Consider the following 18732-nt stretch of genomic DNA (forward strand, 5'->3'; position numbering starts at 1 on the left):
GTGAGGACTCCTGTCGCGCATGGTGGGTCGATGTTAACAAGGGGGTCATTAACAAGCCAGGCACCGCCCAGTGATCGGACCGGTGCCTGTGGGATTGTTATGCCAGCAGTGCCTTCACCATGGCGAGGAGGGTACGCACATCCTCGGGGCGGGTCTGGCCACTGACACTGTCGATGATGGAGCTGTAGACGTGGGGGATCACCTTCTCGACTCCTGCCTCCAGCGCGATCCGCACTATCTCCTCGAAGTTCTCAAGATCGATGCCGCCGGTGGGCTCCAGCCAGAAGCCGTGGCGGGCACAGGCCTCGGCCACTGCCTGATATTCGGCGCGGCAGGCGAGTCCCCCCATGGGGAAGAACTTGACCGAGCTGCCGCCCATGTCCTTGAGCAGGGCAATGGCGGTGTCGATGGGGACGATGCCGTCAGCCTGCTGTGCGCTGAGGGGGCCAGTGGAGATCTTCACCATGCCGGGGATGCCGGTGGGGGAGACAAGGCCATTGACCAGGGTGTCAGCTTGACCGAGCAGCGCCCGGCTGGCCCCGACCCCGGTGAACACCTGATTGACATGCTGAGGCTGCAACTGGCGGGCCAGCTCGGCCACCATGGCGGACTGGCGCGGATCACCTGCTCCCAGCCCGATGGAGAGGGCGTTGTCGATAAGCTTGGCGTAGGCCTCCATGTCGGCGACGGCAGAGGGAATGTCCGGGTAGTTCTTGGAGAGCACACCGACCAGTACGTGGCCCTCGGCAGCCTCATAAATGTCGACGGCATTCTCTTTGGAACCAGCCAGCACGTTGAGGCAGACCCGATCGCGGTAGTAATTGGGGGTAAGAGACATCAGTTGTTCTCCTGAACGAGGTGGGCAATGGCGGAGTGGATCTGGTCGAGCTGGGGCAGGGTGACGCTGCGCACGTCTATCTCGATGTGCCCCTCGTTGGCCTTGTAGCCGCGGCAGTAGATGGCAGGCGTGCCCTGTTGCAGACGGGAGACCACTTCCACCGTGGTCATGCCGATCTGCTGGTGGTCGAAGGCGATGTCGGTGCGGGCGATGTCGCGCCCCGCGCTGTCCCACACCACCTTGGCGGTGACGCCGGGCAGCTGGTTGAGGCACTCGATGAAGGGGGTCATCTTGGCGACCATGGCGGTGCCGCTCTCCTTCTCTTTGGCCAGGTAGCGCTCGATGGCGTGAGTGAGGCCGAGGATCCCCTCCTTGCCCACCTTCATGGCACGGCCTATGCCGCCAGCCTGCTGCTTGACCCACTCCACATACTGACGCCTGCCGAGCACCAGGCCGCTGGTGGGCCCTTCGATGGCCTTGGCGCCGCTGTAGATGACCAGATCAGCCCCCTGGTTGTAGTAGAGACGCAGATCCTCCTCAGCCGCCGCATCGACGATGAGCGGGAGCCCGTGGGCCTTGGCCACCTCGGCTGCCTCGGCCACCGACAGAATGCTCTTCTGCACGCAGTGGTGGGACTTGATGTAGAGGATGGCGGCAGTATTGGCATGGATGGCGGCGGCCAGCTGGGCGGATGAGCACTCGTTGGCGTAGCCTGCCTCCACCACCCTGCCGCCCCCCAGGTTGACCATGGTGCCGACGGGGGCACCAAAGTTCACGTTGTGACCCTTGGGCAGCACGATGTCGCTCGGCACGTCGTGGGCATGAGCATGCAACTGCTCGAGGCGATAGGGGTCGCCGCGCACTATCACGGCGGCCACCGACTGGGCGATGCCGGCGCTGGCGCAGGAGACCACCACCGCATCTTCAACGCCCAGCAGATCGGCCAGGTAGGCGCCGGTCTTGTTGACCAGATCCTTCACCTCGAAGTAGTGGCCGAGGCCGAAGTTGACCGCATCGACCACCTCTTGCTCGGGGGTGGAGACGCCGAGGATGGTCATGCGCCCGGAGGCGTTGATCACCGGTTTGAGCCGGTATTTCTCATACACAGAAGGCATGGTGTGATTTCCCGTAGTGAGTCAGAACCAGTTCGCCGCCCACCAGGGCGGCGAGAGGGAGCAGTTGCCGGTCACCGTTGCGGGCGCCGGCCTCGGTATCGGTAAAGAGAGTGGGGCCGCAGCTCACCTCGAACAGGGTGATGTCTGCATCGGCGCCAACCTCGAGTCGCCCCTTGCCGGGCAGGCGCAGGGCATCGGCGGCCTGGTGGGTGACGCAGGCGAGCACCTGCTCCAGGGTCATGCCGATGGCGAAGAACTTCGACATCACGTGGGCAAGGCTGTAGACGGGCCCCTTGATGCGGTTCTTGCAGTAGATGTCTGAACTGATGGTGTGGGGCAGGATGCCCTGGGCAATGGCCAGCTCCGCCACTTCGAAGCTGAAGCTGGCGCCGCCGTGGCCGATGTCGAGCAAGAGTCCCCGCCGCATCGCTTCGCGTACCGCCTGGCGCAGTTCACCCGCCGGGGTCAGGATGCGGTTGGGCTTGCCGTTGAAGCAGTGGGTCAGCAGATCGCCCTCCCCCAGCAGGGCGACGATCTCGTCCAGATCCGGCGGCGTGTTGCCCACGTGCACCATCAGTGGCAGGTTGCCATTGGCCTGCTGGATCTGCTTGGCCATGCGTAGGGGTTGCAGACCGCTTTCACCCACCACGCTGCCGCTCATGCGCGCCTTGATGCCGACGATGAAGCTGGGATGGCGCCGGATGGCCGCCTGGGCGAGGGCGGGATCGATGTCTGCCGGATCCGCCAGCTCGTTCTGGCGCAGCAGGCCGATGCGGGAGATGTTGAGCAGGGCGTGCACCCGGGTCTTGCAGCCGGCGGCGAGACGCTGGAAGTCGTCCACGTCGTCGGCCCCGGTACTGCCGGCGTCGATGACGGTGGTGACGCCGGATTCCACGCCCACCTTGTCCGGCTCATCGTGATAGAGGGGGGAGGCGGGGTAGCAGTGGGTGTGGCCGTCAATCCAGCCGGCGCTCACATGGACCTGCCCGCCCAGAGTGAGGGTTTGCTTCGCCTCTGTGCTTTCTGGCAGCGAACCCAGCGCCGCTATCTTGCCATGCTTGATGGCGACGTCGACGAGCTGCCCGTTTCCCAGGCGTCCCGCCCTGATGATCGTGTCGTACATGCTGATATCCCTCTTGTAACCTGCTTGCGTTCTTACTGCGAGACCGCTTCCAAGGCTCATGTGTTGCTCTTCACCTTGCTGACGACCTCTCGCGACAGAGCGCAAACAGGTTCTTGAATGCCGCCCAAGAGACGGCCTTGGATTAAGCCAGGGCGATGGGGAAGAAGGTCCCGAACAGCATGGCCCCCAGAATGGCACCGCCCGTGATGGGCTTCTCCCAGATGTAGAACAGCAGGGCACCCAGCAGGGAGCCTATCCCGATGGGAATGGAGGCGCCCATGGCGGAGAGGATGATGAGGGGACCGAGGAAGCGGCCCGAGCTGTTGCCAGCCCCCATCATGACGTCCGCCCCGTAGGTGGAGTTGCTCTGGTTGATGGTGAACTTGCGCGCCAGGATGATCACGTAGCCGATGGCCATCCCAATCCCCATGCCGGTGATCAGGGAAGCGGTGAAATTTTCCACCGGATAGACGATGCCGGCCCCCAGCAGCAGGGCGGGCACCCCGAGGCCGACTCCGGTCTGGATGGCGCCGCCGATGTCGAGGATCCCCACCAAGGAGCCCTCGATGATGCGGGCGAACAGGAAGCTGGCACCGAAGGCGGCGACTGCACCATAGGCCCCCGTGTCCATGCCGGCTTTCAGCATGGCGACGAAGGCCACCTCGTTGAAGGCGCCGACCCCGTAGAGGTAGAACATGTGGGTACCGGCGAAGACGCCGGAAGAGAGCAGACCGACAAAGATGGGGAAGGACCAGTCGGCATACCAGAAGTTGTTTCTCAGTTTCTCATCCATGGTGTGCTTCCTTATTTGCCGCTCATGAGGTTGTGGACGTTTTCCAGCCACAGGGGAACGCCCAGGTGGAAGGATTCAATGAGTTTCATGTCAAAGCCGCGGAAGAAGCCGCTCAGCACGAACAGCAGGACGATGGCACTCATCATCACCTTGGTGACGTGGTTCCAGCCGCTCTCTTCCACCCCCTTGCCGATCAGGATGCCAAGCACCAGGCCTGGTACCGCGTTGCCCATGATGAGCTGGGCCAGACCGCCGAAGATGGTGGCCCAGAAGCCGGACTTCTTGCCTGCCTCGATGGCGGCCAGCCAGAAGATCACCGGCATGACGGTGTTGACCAGCAGGTTGGCGGCGGGCACCAGTACCTTGACCGCGGTGACCTGCAGGGCGGCTGGCACGGCGGCGGCCGTGCTGTTGAGGAAGGCGACCACGATGGCACCTATGATGCCGCAGGCGATGGCCATTTTTTTGGGGTCATGGAGGGTGGTGGCGAGATCCCGGTTCTTGATCATGAGGGCTGCCGCGCCCCAGTTCGGCAGGATGCGGTGATCCACGTCCTGAGTGAAGGCGCCGGCCGCGACCGTGGAGGCCCAGGCGTTGAAGAAGAAGCCAAGACCGAACGAGAAGTGGGAGGCGGGGTCCCCTTCGCAGGAGTTGAGTTCGCCCAGGGTGCGGAACGCGCCCATCCCCTGCACGGTCGGGGCGTGGAACATCCGCGCCGCGCCAGCCCCCACCCCGACGCCTACCAGGCCGCCGATGATGAGTGACTTCATCAAAATGATTAGAAACATCCAACTTGTCCTTTTGGTTGTGGGGTCAGGCCCGGGTGAAATCCACCTTGTCGACATCCAGGCTGGTGACCTTGACGGTGATCGCCAGCCGGACCCGGAACTCATGGCGCTGGCGTGGCAGGAAGAAGAACAGGAACTTCTCCACCCGTACCGACTCCTCGGCCTCGAGCACCTCGACTTCGAGGGGTTCGATGCGCAGCATCACCTTGGGGCTCTCCTTGAGCAGGCTGGGTTGCACCTGGCTGAGGGCGGCGGCGAACGCCTGCTGGCGAGTCGCCCCCTTGCCGTTGACCGTGATCCGGGTGGTGAAGTGCTCTTTCATCAGGCGCGTCCGTGTTTCTTGGCGAAGGCTTCGATCAGCTTCTGGCCCAGCTCTTCCTTGTCCATGAAGCCGAAGCCCAGTACCACGCACCCCTCGTTGATGGCGGTGACACCCTCTTCGATGGATCGCATGCCGTAGCGGCACTTGTAGCCGTACTTGGTCTGGGCCGTGATGGCGCCCGCGCCACCGCTGCCGCAGAAGGAGATGCCAAGGTCGGCCTGCTCCTTGTTCATCACATCACCGAGCTTCATGTCGGCGGCCATGCCGGGGATGACGGTCACGGTGGCGCCGGCGGCTTCTGCGCCTGCCCCCACTTTCTGACCCTTGCCGAGACGATCTCCAATCACGAGTTTGATGGCAGTCATTTAGCTTTCTCCTTTTACTGAGCTGAGTTCGTTTTCTTTGGCCACTTCAAAATGGACGGACAAGAGGTGCGCCTCCTCGTAGGCGAGGCGGTCGAGCCAGGCGACGACCTGCTCTGCCAGGCGCAGGGAGAGGGGGGAGATCTCCTCGAACAGGCTGAGGTCGACCTCCGGCAGGGACTCCCCGCTGTAGGAGCGCCACACCATGGCCTTGACGTGGGAGGCCAGCATCTGCTGCTGCACGTCGTTGGGGTGTATACCCTGATCCGCCAGCAGGTTGTGAATGCGGGCCAGGGTCAGGTCGGTCTTGCGCAGCAGTGCCGGGCTGTCCGGGGTCAGGGGGGCGTCATGGGTGTCGGTATTCAAGGTCTGCTCTCCAGGCTGGCAGAAAGGATGGGCTCACCATAAAGCGGAGGAGAGTGCGGGAGGAGGCAGGTTTTTTCCGATTCGAAGTGGAAATCCGGAGGGAAAGGCATCAAAAGAAGCCCTTTTGGCGTTCAGGAAGAGGAAAGGAGCGTACTGGCGGCAAGGGAGTGTGATCGGTGGCGCGTTTTGACGTCGCCTTCGCCCGATCGTTTATTGGCGCAATGTGTGAGCTGTCTCACGCACAGGTGGGAGCCGGAGGAAAGCGGGCACAAAAAAGGGCTCTGTCGGGCCCTGCGAGGATCCGCCTCTCAGGTGGCGGGTGCCGCACTGCTGGTCGGCAGGGTCTGATTCTGGTAGCGCAGGTCCTCTTCGATGATGACATCGACGTCCAGCGGCTTGCCGTTGCGGATCACCGAGATGGTGAGCTTGGTGCCGGGGCGGCTCTCGACGATTTTGTCCATGACGGGACGCACGCCGGTGATGGCCTCTCCGTTGATCTTGAGCAGCACATCCCCACGTTTGAGACCGGCCTTGGTGGCTGGGCCATTGGGATCCAGGCTCTCCACCACCAACCCCTGCAAGTCCCCCAGGTTCAGCATGCGCGCGACGATGGGATTGATCTCGACGCTGGAGATGCCGAGGTAGCCGCGGATGACCCGGCCGTTGGCGATCAGCTCGTCCATGATGCGCTTGGCCAGCTTGTAGGGGATGGCAAAACTGATTCCATAGCTCTCCTGATTGCCGTTGAGGTGGTAGGCGGCGGTATTGATACCCACCAGATCGCCACGGCCATTGACCAGGGCGCCTCCGGAGTTGCCCTCGTTGATGGCGGCATCGGTTTGCAGCAGATCCTGTCTGCCATTGCTGTCCGGCCCCATGCTGGAGAGGCCGATACGGCCGGTGGCGCTGATGATGCCCTGGGTGATGGTCTGGCCGACGTTGTAGGGGTTGCCGATGGCGAGCACCACGTCTCCCACGTCCGGCAGACGATCCGGGTCCTGCGGGATCACCGGCAGGTTGTCCGATTCGATGTAGAGCACCGCCAGATCGGTCAGTTTGTCGGTGCCGACCAGCTCTGCACTGAATACCCGACCATCTTGCAGGGCGACGATGATCTGGTCCGCATCGGCGATGACGTGATAGTTGGTGAGCACGTGACCGCGCTGGTTCATGATGACGCCGGACCCCAGCCCCTGGGGTCTGAGTTCGGCTTTTTCACCGCGATTGCCGGCGAAGCTGCGGGTGTAGATGTTGACGACGGCAGGGCCGGCGCGATGGGCCGCGTAGGAGAAGCTCAGCTCGCGGGCATTGGTGATGAGGCCCGGCAGGGGGGCGCCGCCACGAAAATTGGGGAACACCAGCAACAAAAGCGCAGCCATGGCGAGGCCAAAGCCGACGGACTTGCCCAAGTAGCTGATCAGAGGTGGGATTTTCATGTCTTTCTCGTCCGTACAGGCTGCGGGCAGAGAATAACATTATCGATGGATAAAAATCACCCGCGGCGGTTGCCGCGGGTGTGAGGGGCTTAACGGATCACCAAATAGAGCGAGGAGTCACCGCGCTGGATGTTCAGCGCCAGGACTTCCGGCTTGTTTTTCAACACCTTGGTCAGTTCACCCATGGAGTTGATGCGCTGGCGGTTGACCCCGATGATGATGTCGCCCTTTTGCAGGCCGGAGGCGGCTGCCGGTGAGCGGGGATCGATGTCGGAGACGGCCACGCCGGTCACGGGGTCCGTGATGGTGCTCAGCTTGGCCCCTTCCAGGGCCGGATGCAGGGCGCTGGCCAGGATCTCGCTGTCATCCGCTTTCTTCAGGGTGACCTTGACGGTCTGCTCCTTGCCGTCACGGATGAGGCCGAGCGAGACCTGCTTGTCGGCCCCCATGGTGGCGATCTTTGCACGCAGCTCGCCGAAGGAGCGGATGGGCTTGCCATCGATGCTGATGATGATGTCGCCTGCCTTGATGCCTGCCTTGGCGGCAGCGGAGTCAGGCATGACCTGGTTGACGAAGGCACCGTCCTTCTTGTTGTAGCCGAAGGTCTTGGCGATTTCGCTGGTGAGCTCGGTGCCGGTGATCCCCAGTTGGCCACGGCGCACTTCGCCGTATTTCACGATCTGCTCGGAGAGATCGCGCACCATGTTGGACGGGATGGCAAAGCCGATGCCGATGTTGCCGCCGTTGGGGCCCAGGATGGCGGTGTTGATGCCGATCAGCTCCCCGCGCAGGTTGAGCAGGGCGCCGCCCGAGTTGCCGGAGTTGATGGCCGCATCGGTCTGGATGAAGTTCTCCAGATTTTCGATGTTGAGGCCGCTGCGACCCAGGGCGCTGACAATGCCGGAGGTGACGGTCTGGCCCAGGCCGAACGGGTTGCCGATGGCCAGCGCGTAGTCACCGACTCTCAGCTCGTCGGAGTCGGCGAACTTGATCTGCACCAGATCCTCGGCCTTGATTTGCAGCAGGGCGATATCCGACTGTTTGTCTTCCCCTATTTTCTTGGCCGCATACTCACGGCCATCCTTCAGGTTGACCTTGATCTCGTCCGCCTCGTGGACCACGTGGGCGTTGGTGATGACGTAGCCTTTCTTGGCATCGATGATGACGCCGGAACCAAGCGCCTGGAAGGGCTGCTCGCTCACCTGCTCGTCAGGCATGTTGGGGCCGAAGAAGAAGCGGAATTGCTCCGGCAGGCGTTGGCGGGTGATCTTCTTGCCAGAGACGGAGATGTTGACCACGGCAGGGGTCACCTGCTCGAGGACGGGGGCCAGGCTCGGCATCTCCTGGTTGTTCGCCATCAGGGGCAGTGCGGCCTGCGCCGGTGCTGAGGACATGGCGATACCGACACTGAGGGCTAAGACACTGAATACAGAAAGAGATTTACGCATATGAGAAACAGCTCCCAGAAAAAGTTGCAGTGCAATCGTCAAGGTCTGACCACGATAAAGCGTAATTAGTTCAACCGACGATCAGCCCGGCTGCTTGAGCAGGCCGGACGCACCGGCGTAATCGCGGGGAGGAAGGCCCGGCTCCTCGCTGTTGGCGGCATCGCCTGTTTCTTCCACTTCGGGTTCGCGGAACAGTGGTTCCTGTACCTTGGCCAGGAACTTGCTCTGTTCCGCCATATGGCGATAAAGGGTCTGGTACTGTTCGGCCAGTTGCTCCATCAGGGCGGCGCTGTCGGCGAAGTGGGTGGTGATCTGCCCCTGGTAGCTTTCCAGCTCCTTGTGGGCTTTTTTCAGCTCCTGTTCCAGGCGTCCGGCATCCCGGCTACGGACAGAGAAGCGGCCGATCAGCACGCCGATGATCAGGGCGGCGATCGCCAGCAGGATCCCGTTAAACAGAGTCATAGAAGCTCCTTGTTACAGCTAACACGATGAATTTGAAGCGGTCGGATGGACCGCAACGCCTCGTTGGCACTATACCGTGCCCCCTGAGAGCGTGATACCATTTTGTCCCTCATTCAGGGACTTGGAGGCGGTTTACAGGATGACCCCGCAGCAAAAATATCAGCAGGATTTGCAGCGCCCCGGCTTTGTGGCCGATCCGGCCCAGGCCATGGCAGTCGCCCGCCTGGAGCGACTCTATCAGGATCTGTGCGCAAGCCCGACTCCGACCAGATCCCGTGGCCTGCTGGGTTGGCTGCAAAAGCCGAAAACCCGTGACCCCGTCCAGGGGTTATATATGTGGGGCGGTGTGGGCAGAGGCAAGACCTGGCTGATGGATACTTTTTTTGAGAGCCTGCCGGGGGAGCGCAAACTGCGCATCCACTTCCACCGTTTCATGCACCGGGTGCACGATGAGCTCAAAGGGCTGACCGGTCAGTCCGATCCGCTCAAGCTGATCGCCCGCAAGCTGGCCGACGAGACCGACGTCATCTGCTTCGACGAGTTTTTCGTCTCGGATATCACGGATGCCATGCTGCTCGGCACTCTGTTCCAGGAACTCTTTGGCCATGGCGTGGTGCTGGTGGCCACATCCAACATCCCCCCTCAGGATCTCTACCGCAACGGGTTGCAGCGTGCTCGCTTCCTGCCTGCCATCGCGCTTATCGAGCGCCACTGCGAGGTGATCAATGTCGATGGCGGTGTCGATTACCGGCTGCGAACCCTGGAACAGGCAGAGATCTATCACTTCCCGCTGGATGATCAGGCCAGGAGCAACCTGGATCGTTATTTCAGCCAGTTGACCGGGATTGGGCAGGTGACTGCCGCCGCACTGGAAATCAACCATCGCCAACTGAGTGCACTGGGCGTGGGGGAAGGGGTGCTTTATATGGAGTTTGAACAGCTGTGCTGTACTCCACGCTCCCAGGGCGACTACATCGAATTGGCCCGTGAGTTCCACACTGTCCTGCTGGCCAATGTGCAACCCATGGGCAGCGGTACGGATGACGCGGCCCGCCGCTTCATCGCCATGGTGGATGAGTTTTATGAGCGGCATGTAAAGCTCATCATATCGGCGGCGGTCCCCATGACCGGGCTCTATGGCGAAGGCTTGCTGAATTTCGAATTCAAGCGTTGCCTTTCACGGCTTCAGGAGATGCAATCGCACGAATACCTTGCCAGAGTGCACCTTCCTTAGTCACAATACCGCGCCTGCCAGTCGGATGGGCATCTGCGGCAGGTAGGGCCGGGCGACATTTGCTAGCTTCATGGCAGTGAAATTAGCAGGTGATATTTAAGGCAACTTCACTTATAATCGCCCGGCCCACGTTACAGCTGTCGATAAGACAGCAACACTTTAAGCTTTACTTGTATTCGAAGGGGTACAGGTAGGCCATCGTTTGTTGTTTGTGGGAGAGCCCCCATAAGCAATTGGGTCTGTAACAGGTAATTGGGTTTAACTTAATGAAAACTTTCGTTGCCAAGCCAGAAACCGTAAAACGTGACTGGTACATTGTGGACGCAGAAGGTAAAACTCTGGGTCGTATCGCAACCGAGATCGCTGCTCGTCTGCGTGGTAAGCACAAAGCCGAGTACACTCCGCACGTTGACACCGGTGACTACATCATCGTTGTAAACGCTGAGAAGGTACACGTAACCGGTAAGAAATTTACCGACAAAATGTACCACGCTCACTCCGGTTTCCCGGGTGGTATCAAGTCCATCAGCTTCGACAAGCTGATTCAGCGTAAGCCGGAAATGGTAATCGAAGCTGCCGTCAAGGGCATGCTGCCGAAGGGCCCGCTGGGCCGTGCCATGTTCCGTAAGCTGAAAGTTTACGCAGGCGCAGAGCACGCTCATGCTGCTCAGCAACCTCAAGTACTGGATATCTAACGGGAACTGGCAACATGGCAGAAAATCAATACTACGGTACCGGCCGTCGCAAAAGCTCCACTGCTCGCGTATTCATCAAAGCGGGTAGCGGTAAAATCGTAATCAACCAGCGCTCCCTGGAGCAATACTTCGGCCGTCCGACTGCCCGCATGGTAGTTCGTCAGCCGCTGGAACTGGTCGAGATGACCGAGAAACTGGATCTGTACATCACCGTTAACGGTGGTGGCATCTCCGGTCAAGCTGGTGCGATCCGCCACGGTATCACTCGTGCTCTGATGCAGTACGACGAGACCCTGCGTTCCGAACTGCGTAAAGCTGGCTTTGTTACTCGTGATGCCCGTAAGGTTGAGCGTAAGAAAGTCGGTCTGCACAAAGCGCGTAAGCGTCCGCAGTACTCCAAGCGTTAATTCGCTTTTGGTACGCACTCTCAGGAGTGTCAAAAAAGCCTGGCAATTTGCCAGGCTTTTTTTATTGGTAATGTTACATGTGACAATGCTAAGCATACGTCACAAAAGACAAAAAATTGTGTATTTATTGTTTTTGCCCATCGACTCCCTTTCTTGTCAAATTGTTATCTTTTCTTTAAAATTTCCATGGTCTTTCTGTGTCAATTGCCACTCCGCTTCCATTGCAGTTGTCAGAGGGAGAGGAGAAGTAAACAGGGACACTATAAGAATGAGCGGAGTCCACATGGGAGAGTTTTTGGATGAGCAATGCGCCAGTTGATACCGGTCGCCGCAGATTTCTTACTTGGTCAACGGTTGCCGTTGGCGGTGTAGGAGCTGCTTTTACCGCAGTGCCGTTTATTAAGTCATGGAATCCGAGTGCCAAAGCCAAGGCGGCAGGCGCCCCGGTTGAAGTGGATATCAGCAAGCTGGAGCCGGGTCAGCTAATCCGCGTCGAGTGGCGTGGTAAACCGGTCTGGGTGGTGAAGCGCACCAAGCAGACGCTGGATGCTCTGGCTGCACATGATGACAAGCTGCGGGATCCTGCGTCAGACGAGCCACAGCAACCGGACTATGCCCACAATGGCTACAGATCCATCAAACCGGAGATCTTCGTGGCCGTTGGCATCTGCACTCATCTGGGATGCTCCCCCTCCTATCTGCCCGACAGCTTCGGCGAGCAGGTTCAAGGGGTAACTTCCGGCTTCTTCTGCCCCTGCCATGGCTCCAAATTCGACATGGCTGGTCGAGTGTTCCAGGGCGTCCCCGCACCGCTGAACCTGGTCATTCCGCCATACCAATTTCTTAGCGACACGACCATTCTGGTCGGTGCCGATGGCAAGGAGGCCTGACCATGTTTGCCAAACTCATGGGCTGGATCGATGATCGTTTCCCGCTCACGGCCATGTACAACGACCATATGGCCAAGTATCCGGCGCCCAAGAACCTGAACTTCTGGTACTTCTTCGGCTCGCTTGCCATGTTGGTGCTGGTCAACCAGATCATCACCGGCATCTGGCTGACCATGAACTACAACCCTTCGGCGGAAGGTGCCTTCGCTTCCGTGGAATACATCATGCGGGATGTGGATTATGGCTGGCTGCTGCGTTATATGCACTCCACCGGGGCATCCGCCTTCTTCATCGTGGTTTACCTGCACATGTTCCGCGGCATGATCTACGGCTCTTACCAGAAGCCACGGGAACTGCTGTGGATCTTCGGCATGCTGATCTTCCTGGTGCTGATGGCCGAGGCCTTCATGGGTTACCTGCTGCCCTGGGGGCAGATGTCGTTCTGGGGGGCCCAGGTCATCATCTCGCTGTTCGGTGCCATCCCCGTTATCGGTGACGATCTGACCCTGTGGATCCGGGGGGATTATGTCATCTCGGGTGCGACCCTGAACCGCTTCTTTGCGCTGCACGTCATCGCTCTGCCGCTGGTGCTGGTGATGCTGGTGGCCATGCATATCCTGGCGCTGCACGAGGTGGGCTCCAACAACCCCGATGGCATCGACATCAAGAAGCACAAGGACGAGAACGGCTGGCCACTGGATGCGGTCGCGTTCCACCCCTATTTCACTGTGAAGGACATGATCGGGGTAGCCGGTTTCCTGTTCTTCTTCTGTGCCATCATCTTCTTCAAGCCGGACATGTGGGGCTATTTCCTCGAGAAACCGAACTTTGAGGTGGCCAATGGCCTGAAGACTCCGGCGCATATCGCCCCGGTCTGGTACTTCACCCCCTTCTACGCCATCCTGCGTGCGGTGCCGGACAAGCTGCTGGGGGTCATCATGATGGGCCTCTCCATCGTGGTGCTGTTCCTGTTGCCTTGGCTGGATCGTTGCAAGGTGCGCTCGGTGCGTTACCGCAGCACCCTGCACAAGCTGAACATCGCCCAGTTCGTGGTCTGCTTCATTATCCTGGGGGTGCTGGGCGTGCTGCCATCAACCCCGACCCTGACGCTGATTGCACAGCTCTGTACTCTGGGTTATTTCGGATTCTTCGTCCTGTTGTTCTTCTACAGCAAGAATGAGAACACCAAGCCGCTGCCGGAGAGGGTGACATTCAAATGAAAAGAATAATTTTTGCAGTGCTGGCCCTGCTGCCAGGTCTGGTGTTGGCCTCTGGCGGTGGCTTCCCCCTCGACAAGGCGGAGTACGATCTGAGTGACAAGGCATCCCTGCAACGGGGGGCCGCCACCTTCATGAACTACTGTGCCGGCTGTCACTCCACCCAGTACCAGCGTTATAACCGGGTGGCGGCCGATATTGGCATTCCGGACGATCTGATGAAGGAAAACCTGGTCTTCACCGGCGCCAAGATCGGCGACCTGATGAAGAGCGCCATGTCCGAGAAGGATGCTGCGCGCTGGTTCGGCGCGCCGCCCCCCGACCTGACCCTGGTTGCCCGGGTGCGTGGTGCAGACTGGATCTACACCTATCTGCGATCCTTCTACGTGGACGAGACCCGTCCATTCGGGGTAAACAACGCCGTCTTCCCGTCCGTGGGTATGCCCCATGTGCTGGAGCCGTTGCAGGGGACGCCCCGCGCCGAGTTCGAGACGCACACCCTGGATGGCGTGGAGATGCAGCAAGTCGTCAGCATCAAATCTGACGGCAACGGTGAAATGAACAACGAAGAATATGATCAGACGGTACTGGATCTGGTAAACTTCTTGGTCTACTCGGCTGAGCCGGTGCAGCAGGAGCGCGAACGCATGGGCTTCTGGGTACTCGGATTCATCGCTATCTTCTTCATCTTCACTGTGCTGTTGAAGAAGGAATTCTGGCGCGACGTTCACTAAGCGACCAGATCGGAGTAATATGACGCACGGCAATGAAGACAGACATGCTTCATTGCCGTTTCTGCTTTTTAATGACGGGAGGGTTCAATGGCTGTAGCTGCCAATAAGCGTTCGGTAATGACGCTGTTTTCCGGTGCCAACGATATGTTCAGCCATCAGGTGCGTATTGTCCTGGCGGAGAAGGGTGTTAGCGTGGATATCTGCCAGGTTGATCCTGCCAACCTGCCGGATGAGCTGGCCGAGCTGAACCCGTACAACACTGTACCGACTCTGGTGGATCGCGAGCTGGCGTTGTACACCTCGCGCATCATCATGGAGTATCTGGATGAACGTTTCCCGCATCCGCCCCTGATGCCGGTTTATCCGGTCGCGCGCGGCAACAGCCGTCTGATGATGCACCGCATCGAGCTGGACTGGTACTCTCTGGCCGACAAGATCATGGCGGGCACCGATACCGAAGCCGCCCGTGCCGAGTTGCGCGACAACCTGCTGGCCATCGCTCCCATCTTCGGCGAGATGCCCTACTTCATGAGCGAAGAGTTCGGTCTGGTCGACTGCTACATGGCGCCGTTGCTGTGGCGTCTGCCGAGCCTGGGCATCGATTTCACCGGCCGTGGCGCCAAAGAGCTGAAGGCTTACATGGTACGCCTGTTCGAGCGTGAATCCTTCCAGGCTTCCCTGACCGAGGCCGAGCGCGAGATCCGTGCCGGCGTATGAGCATGGAACCGACAATGACACCCAGTCGCCCGTATCTGCTGCGGGCGTTTTTTGACTGGTTGCTGGATAACGATCTGACTCCCCATCTTGTGGTCAATGCCAACATTCCCCATGTGATGGTACCGATGCAGTTCGTACAGGATGGCCAGATTGTTCTGAACATCGCCCCCCGGGCCGTGGGCCAGTTCCACATGGACAATGACGCTGTCAGCTTCAGTGCCCGTTTCGGTGGCATATCGCAGCAGGTCTATATCCCCATGGCGGCCGTACTGGCCATCCATGCCAGGGAGAACGGAGTGGGGACCCTGTTCCCGCCGGAGCCCGGGTATGACCTCTGGCTGGAACAGGCACAGACACCCACGTCGGTTGACCCCGAGCCGGAACCACCGCGCCCGAGCGGTCGCCCGACCCTGAAAGTCATCAAATAAAAAACGCAGCCTGAAGGCTGCGTTTTTTCATCCTGCCAGATGGTCAATTCTGGGCAAACTCGAAGGCTTTGATCACCTGCTTAACGCCACTGACGTGGCGGGCGATTTCTACGGCCTGATCCCCTTCCTGGCGGGTGACCAGCCCAATGAGAAATACCTCGCCATTCTCGGTGACAACCTTCACCTTGGCGCTGTCGAAGTTCTTGGTGCCCAGCATGTCGGCCCGCACCTTGGAGGTGATCCAGGTGTCATTGCTGCGCACGCCGATACTGACTGGTTTGCCAAGGCGCAGCTCGTTGTAGACATGGCGAACCCCTTCAATCCGGCTCACGATTCTGCCCGCTTCCTGTTTGTAAGCGTCAGAGGGTGTCTGACCCACCAGCAGCACACGGCCGTTGTTGCTGTAGACACTGATCTTGCTGGCGGCGCTCAGGGGCTTGTTGTCGGCCAACAGGTTGGCGGCTTTCAGCTCTATGGTCTGATCGTCCCACTGGGCACCCAGGGTGCGGCGATCGCCGCTCGCCTTGGCGGTGCCAGCCGCGCCACCGACCACCACGGCAGCACAGCCTTGCAGCAGCAGGACGCCGGTCAGCAGGGCAAGAGCGAGAATAGGCTTCTTCATGGTTTCAGTCTTCCTGTTGCGGGAAAAGTGTCTGGTCGATGAGATCACAGAGACAGTGCAGGGTCAACAGGTTCACTTCCAGAATACGAGGACGGCGAGCGGAAGGAACGCGGATCTCCACGTCATTGGGGCCCAGCAGACCGGCGATCTCTCCCCCGTCTCCGCCACCGAGAACAATGATGGTCATGTCGCGGGAGAGGGCGGCCTCCGCAGCCTTGATGAGGCTGCGGCTGTTGCCTGTCGTGGTGATGACCACCAGGATGTCGCCTGGTTGTCCCAGAGCACGTATCTGTTTGGCATAGACCTCTTCGAAACCGTGATCCGTGGCGATGGCGCTGATGGTCGCCATGTCGGGCGTCAGGGCGAGACCGGGCAGGGAGGGGCGAGGAGTTTCATAGCAGTTCACCAGTTCGGAAATGAACAGCTGTGCCAATGCCGAGGAAGGACCATTGCCACATGCCATCACCTTGTGGCCATTGAGCAGGCAGATGGTCAGCATCTGGGCTGCCGTATGGATGGCATCCGGCAGTGCTTCGGCGGCAGCTATCTTGGTCTGGATGCTTTCGGTGTAATTCTCTTTGATGGGATCAGTCATGGGGTCCTCTTAAAACGCGTTCTGGATCCAGTCCGGCTGGTCGCCCTCGAACGCGATCACATCGAATCGACAGGCCTGGTTGGCCTCATTGATGGCATGTTGCTTGAAATAGTGGCGCGCGGCCAGCACGATCTTGTGCTGTTTGCGCCGGGTGACCGAGCTGGCTGCACCGCCATGGGTGGCGTTGGCGCGATATCTCACTTCAACGAACACCAGGGTCTCTCCCTGGCGCATGATGAGATCGATCTCGCCGCCACGGCAGCGGTAGTTGCGGGTAACGGGTTGCAGGCCTCGTGCCTGCAACCAGCGTTCCGCTATTTGCTCAAAGTGTTGTCCCTTGCTCGTCGCTGCCGACGGCAACAGGTTCAACCACTGCTGGTGAAGTTGTGTCAGTAGCCTCTTCATGAGTCGCATCCTCCAGCTGGGGGGCGGCGCTGTCGCTGACCAGCTTGCCATTCTGGTAGGTGGCCCAGTCCAGCATGCGCACTATGTTGCCCTGGGGATCCACGCTCAGCTGGCCGCTCATGCCGGGTTGCTGCATGGCATTGACCTTGCGCATTTGCGGCAGGTTGCCTGCCAGGCTGACGGCATCGTAGCCGAGGGCGAACAAGCGCAGCAGGTCGCCCTGGGTCTGGGGCCAGAGCAGGGCAATCTGTTCACGCTGCGTCTCGAAGCCACCCAGCAGCAGTGGCATGTCGGAGATATGCATGCCGTTGAGCTCGGATGCTACCTCGGTCGTCCCGCCGTCGTATCCCCGCGAGCTGCTGTAGATGGGCAGGCTGCCCATGGGATTGACCGAGATGTCCACATAGGGCTTGATCATCCGGGTCTCCAGGCTGTTGGCCACCACATAGACGGCGTCGATGCTGCGCGGCGCAGCATCGGACAGCTGGACAATCTCCCCGGCTCGAGCCGTGGAACGGCCGCTCAGAGCGTTCTTGACCATGCCCTGCACTTCGTTGCGCGCCCCGAAGGTGGCAACCACGGGCTTCTCCTGGCTGACGCCGGCCCAGGCCTGTTCAAACGCCTTGATACTGCTGTAGCCAATCCGGCCTTGTGCCGCGATCAGCAGCGGCTTGCGGTAGCCCTGACCATAGAGGTACTGGGCCGCCTGGCTCGCATCGGCAGCGGCGGAGAGCGAGAAATAGAAGGTGTTGTCGTTGACGATCGGCTTGTCCAGCTCGTTGAGGGCCAGCACCGGCACGGTCGGACTCGACTTGAGCAGCTCCTCCACCTGATCCTTGAGCAGGGGGCCGATGATCATGTTGGCCCCTTCCTGAATGGCCTGCTTGTAGAGGTCCCCCATCGCCTTGCCCTGGGTATCATAGAAGTTCAGGGTGAACTGGCTCTGATTTTCTTTGTAGGACATCAACATGCCGTTGCGGATGGCGGCGCCCTGGGCTTCCAGGTTGCCGGAGAGCGGCAGGAAGACGGCGATCTGCTGCAGCGAACCGTTGTCCGTAGTAGCGAGATCCCCAAGGCCGGCCGGCATGTCGCTCTGGGCAGGGTGGTTAGGGAAGCTCTGCTTCCAGCCGGCAAGCTGGCGGGCCAGCTGGCTCGGCTGTGCCCCGAATTCGTTCACCAGCGCAGCAAGACGCAGCCAGCCGGTGGTCACATCGGGAGCTGGCTCCTCTTCGAGCGCTTGCAGGGTGGAGGGGGTCATGCTTTTCAGCAGTGACCAGATCTGCTGGTGATTGGTGGCCAGCTCATTCTTGGCCAGATAAGGTTCCAGCAGGATCAGCGACTTGGCCGCACCAAACTTGTTGTTGATGTCGAGCTGCAGCACCACGCGCTGGCGGTACCAGTCCTTCTGGGTATCGGCATCCAGCACCACATCCGGCTTGCCTTCCAGCAGGATCAGCGCCTGGTTGGCGTTGCCCTGGGCGAGCAGCAGGTGTGCCTGCAGCAGTTGCAACTGCGCCTGCTGCTCCGGGCTCTTCGCCTGCTTCTGCAACTGCTGATACAGGGCGGCAGCCGGTTTGGCCTGGCCGAGCGCCAGATAGCTGCGCGCCGCCATCATCTGCCACACGAAGGCCTCTGCCGGTTTGGCGGGATCCACCTGCTCCAGATACCACTGGGCATTCTTGGTCAGATCCGAGAAGGCTGACGGCATGCCGGGTTGTCCGGAAGATTGATTGGG

At 60.2% G+C, this 18732-nt stretch carries 23 protein-coding genes; 8 read left to right on the top strand and 15 right to left on the bottom strand.

The features are described from left to right. Positions 1-97: 97 nt before the first annotated feature. The 11 genes from AB5Y51_RS03580 to AB5Y51_RS03630 all read right to left on the bottom strand — a co-directional run bounded on the left by AB5Y51_RS03580 (position 98) and on the right by AB5Y51_RS03630 (position 9053). Positions 98-838: a KDGP aldolase family protein gene (locus AB5Y51_RS03580; RefSeq protein WP_201890398.1), complete on the bottom strand. Its 741-nt coding sequence runs from the start codon at positions 836-838 to the stop codon at positions 98-100. Next, positions 838-1953 carry a DgaE family pyridoxal phosphate-dependent ammonia lyase gene (locus AB5Y51_RS03585; protein WP_368178067.1) on the bottom strand — a complete coding sequence of 372 codons (1116 nt, stop codon included), beginning with the start codon at positions 1951-1953 and terminating at the stop codon, positions 838-840. Before AB5Y51_RS03585 ends, AB5Y51_RS03580 begins: the two co-directional genes overlap by 1 nt. Then, a complete protein-coding gene (locus AB5Y51_RS03590; protein ID WP_368178068.1) occupies positions 1937-3076 on the bottom strand; it encodes an amidohydrolase/deacetylase family metallohydrolase in 1140 nt (379 codons plus the stop codon). The genes AB5Y51_RS03585 and AB5Y51_RS03590 overlap by 17 nt, the downstream gene beginning before the upstream one ends. A gap of 142 nt (positions 3077-3218) precedes the next feature. Beyond that, a complete protein-coding gene (locus tag AB5Y51_RS03595) occupies positions 3219-3869 on the bottom strand; it encodes a DUF4310 family protein (protein WP_041211843.1) in 651 nt (216 codons plus the stop codon). Between the two features lie 11 nt (positions 3870-3880). Further along, on the bottom strand, positions 3881-4657 hold the full coding sequence (locus AB5Y51_RS03600; protein ID WP_010675862.1) for a DUF4311 domain-containing protein: 777 nt from the start codon (positions 4655-4657) through the stop codon (positions 3881-3883). A 25-nt stretch (positions 4658-4682) separates the two neighbouring features. After that, on the bottom strand, positions 4683-4979 hold the full coding sequence (locus AB5Y51_RS03605) for a DUF4312 family protein (protein WP_041211841.1): 297 nt from the start codon (positions 4977-4979) through the stop codon (positions 4683-4685). After that, complete coding sequence (locus AB5Y51_RS03610) at positions 4979-5344, bottom strand: SFCGS family glycine-rich protein (protein WP_010675860.1); 366 nt, start codon at positions 5342-5344, stop codon at positions 4979-4981. Before AB5Y51_RS03610 ends, AB5Y51_RS03605 begins: the two co-directional genes overlap by 1 nt. Continuing rightward, on the bottom strand, positions 5345-5707 hold the full coding sequence (locus AB5Y51_RS03615) for a transcriptional regulator (protein WP_042880188.1): 363 nt from the start codon (positions 5705-5707) through the stop codon (positions 5345-5347). Positions 5708-6015: 308 nt separating this feature from the next. Further along, the gene (degS, locus tag AB5Y51_RS03620; RefSeq protein ID WP_010675858.1) at positions 6016-7143 is read right to left on the bottom strand and encodes an outer membrane-stress sensor serine endopeptidase DegS; all 1128 of its coding nucleotides are present in this window, start codon (positions 7141-7143) and stop codon (positions 6016-6018) included. Positions 7144-7232: 89 nt separating this feature from the next. Beyond that, the gene (locus AB5Y51_RS03625; protein WP_029314844.1) at positions 7233-8591 is read right to left on the bottom strand and encodes a Do family serine endopeptidase; all 1359 of its coding nucleotides are present in this window, start codon (positions 8589-8591) and stop codon (positions 7233-7235) included. Positions 8592-8672: 81 nt separating this feature from the next. After that, positions 8673-9053 carry a YhcB family protein gene (locus AB5Y51_RS03630; RefSeq protein ID WP_010675856.1) on the bottom strand — a complete coding sequence of 127 codons (381 nt, stop codon included), beginning with the start codon at positions 9051-9053 and terminating at the stop codon, positions 8673-8675. Positions 9054-9192: 139 nt separating this feature from the next. Between AB5Y51_RS03630 and zapE the strand changes: the two genes are divergently transcribed. From zapE to AB5Y51_RS03670, 8 genes are all read left to right on the top strand, one after another. Next, positions 9193-10287, top strand: coding sequence for a cell division protein ZapE (gene zapE, locus AB5Y51_RS03635; RefSeq protein ID WP_039040483.1), 1095 nt, complete (start codon positions 9193-9195; stop codon positions 10285-10287). Positions 10288-10553: 266 nt separating this feature from the next. Next, positions 10554-10982, top strand: coding sequence for a 50S ribosomal protein L13 (gene rplM / locus AB5Y51_RS03640; protein ID WP_005336289.1), 429 nt, complete (start codon positions 10554-10556; stop codon positions 10980-10982). A gap of 14 nt (positions 10983-10996) precedes the next feature. Continuing rightward, positions 10997-11389 carry a 30S ribosomal protein S9 gene (gene rpsI, locus AB5Y51_RS03645; protein ID WP_005336286.1) on the top strand — a complete coding sequence of 131 codons (393 nt, stop codon included), beginning with the start codon at positions 10997-10999 and terminating at the stop codon, positions 11387-11389. A gap of 299 nt (positions 11390-11688) precedes the next feature. After that, the gene (gene petA, locus AB5Y51_RS03650) at positions 11689-12279 is read left to right on the top strand and encodes a ubiquinol-cytochrome c reductase iron-sulfur subunit (RefSeq protein WP_010675854.1); all 591 of its coding nucleotides are present in this window, start codon (positions 11689-11691) and stop codon (positions 12277-12279) included. A gap of 2 nt (positions 12280-12281) precedes the next feature. Continuing rightward, a complete protein-coding gene (locus AB5Y51_RS03655; protein ID WP_010675853.1) occupies positions 12282-13499 on the top strand; it encodes a cytochrome bc complex cytochrome b subunit in 1218 nt (405 codons plus the stop codon). After that, positions 13496-14230, top strand: a complete 735-nt coding sequence (locus tag AB5Y51_RS03660) for a cytochrome c1 (protein ID WP_039040484.1) — start codon at positions 13496-13498, stop codon at positions 14228-14230. Before AB5Y51_RS03655 ends, AB5Y51_RS03660 begins: the two co-directional genes overlap by 4 nt. Before the next feature lie 87 nt (positions 14231-14317). Then, positions 14318-14947: a stringent starvation protein SspA gene (gene sspA, locus AB5Y51_RS03665; protein ID WP_039040485.1), complete on the top strand. Its 630-nt coding sequence runs from the start codon at positions 14318-14320 to the stop codon at positions 14945-14947. After that, positions 14944-15375, top strand: coding sequence for a ClpXP protease specificity-enhancing factor (locus AB5Y51_RS03670; RefSeq protein ID WP_041214025.1), 432 nt, complete (start codon positions 14944-14946; stop codon positions 15373-15375). The genes sspA and AB5Y51_RS03670 overlap by 4 nt, the downstream gene beginning before the upstream one ends. Before the next feature lie 43 nt (positions 15376-15418). On the opposite strand, the gene dolP is transcribed toward AB5Y51_RS03670, so the two are convergent. Genes dolP through AB5Y51_RS03690 form a run of 4 tightly spaced genes read right to left on the bottom strand, consistent with a single transcriptional unit; the run spans position 15419 to position 18705 of the window. Beyond that, positions 15419-15997 (bottom strand): division/outer membrane stress-associated lipid-binding lipoprotein, encoded by a 579-nt coding sequence (gene dolP, locus AB5Y51_RS03675; protein WP_010675849.1) that lies wholly within the window; start codon positions 15995-15997, stop codon positions 15419-15421. A gap of 4 nt (positions 15998-16001) precedes the next feature. Next, the gene (locus AB5Y51_RS03680; protein WP_010675848.1) at positions 16002-16592 is read right to left on the bottom strand and encodes an SIS domain-containing protein; all 591 of its coding nucleotides are present in this window, start codon (positions 16590-16592) and stop codon (positions 16002-16004) included. A gap of 9 nt (positions 16593-16601) precedes the next feature. Further along, positions 16602-16997 (bottom strand): YraN family protein, encoded by a 396-nt coding sequence (locus AB5Y51_RS03685; RefSeq protein ID WP_080770042.1) that lies wholly within the window; start codon positions 16995-16997, stop codon positions 16602-16604. Beyond that, entirely contained in the window at positions 16915-18705 is a 1791-nt protein-coding gene (locus tag AB5Y51_RS03690) for a penicillin-binding protein activator (RefSeq protein WP_045522195.1), read from the bottom strand. Before AB5Y51_RS03690 ends, AB5Y51_RS03685 begins: the two co-directional genes overlap by 83 nt. Positions 18706-18732: the final 27 nt, after the last annotated feature.

The sequence above is a fragment of the Aeromonas sp. R7-1 genome, from assembly GCF_040908115.1.
Lineage (GTDB): Bacteria > Pseudomonadota > Gammaproteobacteria > Enterobacterales > Aeromonadaceae > Aeromonas > Aeromonas caviae.

Excerpts from the sequence above, each read along its gene's own strand:
- AB5Y51_RS03580 (WP_201890398.1), bottom strand. The coding sequence starts at position 838 with ATGTCTCTTACCCCCAATTACTACCGCGATCGGGTCTGCCTCAACGTG.
- AB5Y51_RS03585 (WP_368178067.1), bottom strand. The coding sequence starts at position 1,953 with ATGCCTTCTGTGTATGAGAAATACCGGCTCAAACCGGTGATCAACGCC.
- AB5Y51_RS03590 (WP_368178068.1), bottom strand. The coding sequence starts at position 3,076 with ATGTACGACACGATCATCAGGGCGGGACGCCTGGGAAACGGGCAGCTC.
- AB5Y51_RS03595 (WP_041211843.1), bottom strand. The coding sequence starts at position 3,869 with ATGGATGAGAAACTGAGAAACAACTTCTGGTATGCCGACTGGTCCTTC.
- AB5Y51_RS03600 (WP_010675862.1), bottom strand. The coding sequence starts at position 4,657 with ATGTTTCTAATCATTTTGATGAAGTCACTCATCATCGGCGGCCTGGTA.
- AB5Y51_RS03605 (WP_041211841.1), bottom strand. The coding sequence starts at position 4,979 with ATGAAAGAGCACTTCACCACCCGGATCACGGTCAACGGCAAGGGGGCG.
- AB5Y51_RS03610 (WP_010675860.1), bottom strand. The coding sequence starts at position 5,344 with ATGACTGCCATCAAACTCGTGATTGGAGATCGTCTCGGCAAGGGTCAG.
- degS (WP_010675858.1), bottom strand. The coding sequence starts at position 7,143 with ATGAAAATCCCACCTCTGATCAGCTACTTGGGCAAGTCCGTCGGCTTT.
- AB5Y51_RS03625 (WP_029314844.1), bottom strand. The coding sequence starts at position 8,591 with ATGCGTAAATCTCTTTCTGTATTCAGTGTCTTAGCCCTCAGTGTCGGT.
- AB5Y51_RS03630 (WP_010675856.1), bottom strand. The coding sequence starts at position 9,053 with ATGACTCTGTTTAACGGGATCCTGCTGGCGATCGCCGCCCTGATCATC.
- zapE (WP_039040483.1), top strand. The coding sequence starts at position 9,193 with ATGACCCCGCAGCAAAAATATCAGCAGGATTTGCAGCGCCCCGGCTTT.
- rplM (WP_005336289.1), top strand. The coding sequence starts at position 10,554 with ATGAAAACTTTCGTTGCCAAGCCAGAAACCGTAAAACGTGACTGGTAC.
- rpsI (WP_005336286.1), top strand. The coding sequence starts at position 10,997 with ATGGCAGAAAATCAATACTACGGTACCGGCCGTCGCAAAAGCTCCACT.
- petA (WP_010675854.1), top strand. The coding sequence starts at position 11,689 with ATGAGCAATGCGCCAGTTGATACCGGTCGCCGCAGATTTCTTACTTGG.
- AB5Y51_RS03655 (WP_010675853.1), top strand. The coding sequence starts at position 12,282 with ATGTTTGCCAAACTCATGGGCTGGATCGATGATCGTTTCCCGCTCACG.
- AB5Y51_RS03660 (WP_039040484.1), top strand. The coding sequence starts at position 13,496 with ATGAAAAGAATAATTTTTGCAGTGCTGGCCCTGCTGCCAGGTCTGGTG.
- sspA (WP_039040485.1), top strand. The coding sequence starts at position 14,318 with ATGGCTGTAGCTGCCAATAAGCGTTCGGTAATGACGCTGTTTTCCGGT.
- AB5Y51_RS03670 (WP_041214025.1), top strand. The coding sequence starts at position 14,944 with ATGAGCATGGAACCGACAATGACACCCAGTCGCCCGTATCTGCTGCGG.
- dolP (WP_010675849.1), bottom strand. The coding sequence starts at position 15,997 with ATGAAGAAGCCTATTCTCGCTCTTGCCCTGCTGACCGGCGTCCTGCTG.
- AB5Y51_RS03680 (WP_010675848.1), bottom strand. The coding sequence starts at position 16,592 with ATGACTGATCCCATCAAAGAGAATTACACCGAAAGCATCCAGACCAAG.
- AB5Y51_RS03685 (WP_080770042.1), bottom strand. The coding sequence starts at position 16,997 with ATGAAGAGGCTACTGACACAACTTCACCAGCAGTGGTTGAACCTGTTG.
- AB5Y51_RS03690 (WP_045522195.1), bottom strand. The coding sequence starts at position 18,705 with ATGCCGTCAGCCTTCTCGGATCTGACCAAGAATGCCCAGTGGTATCTG.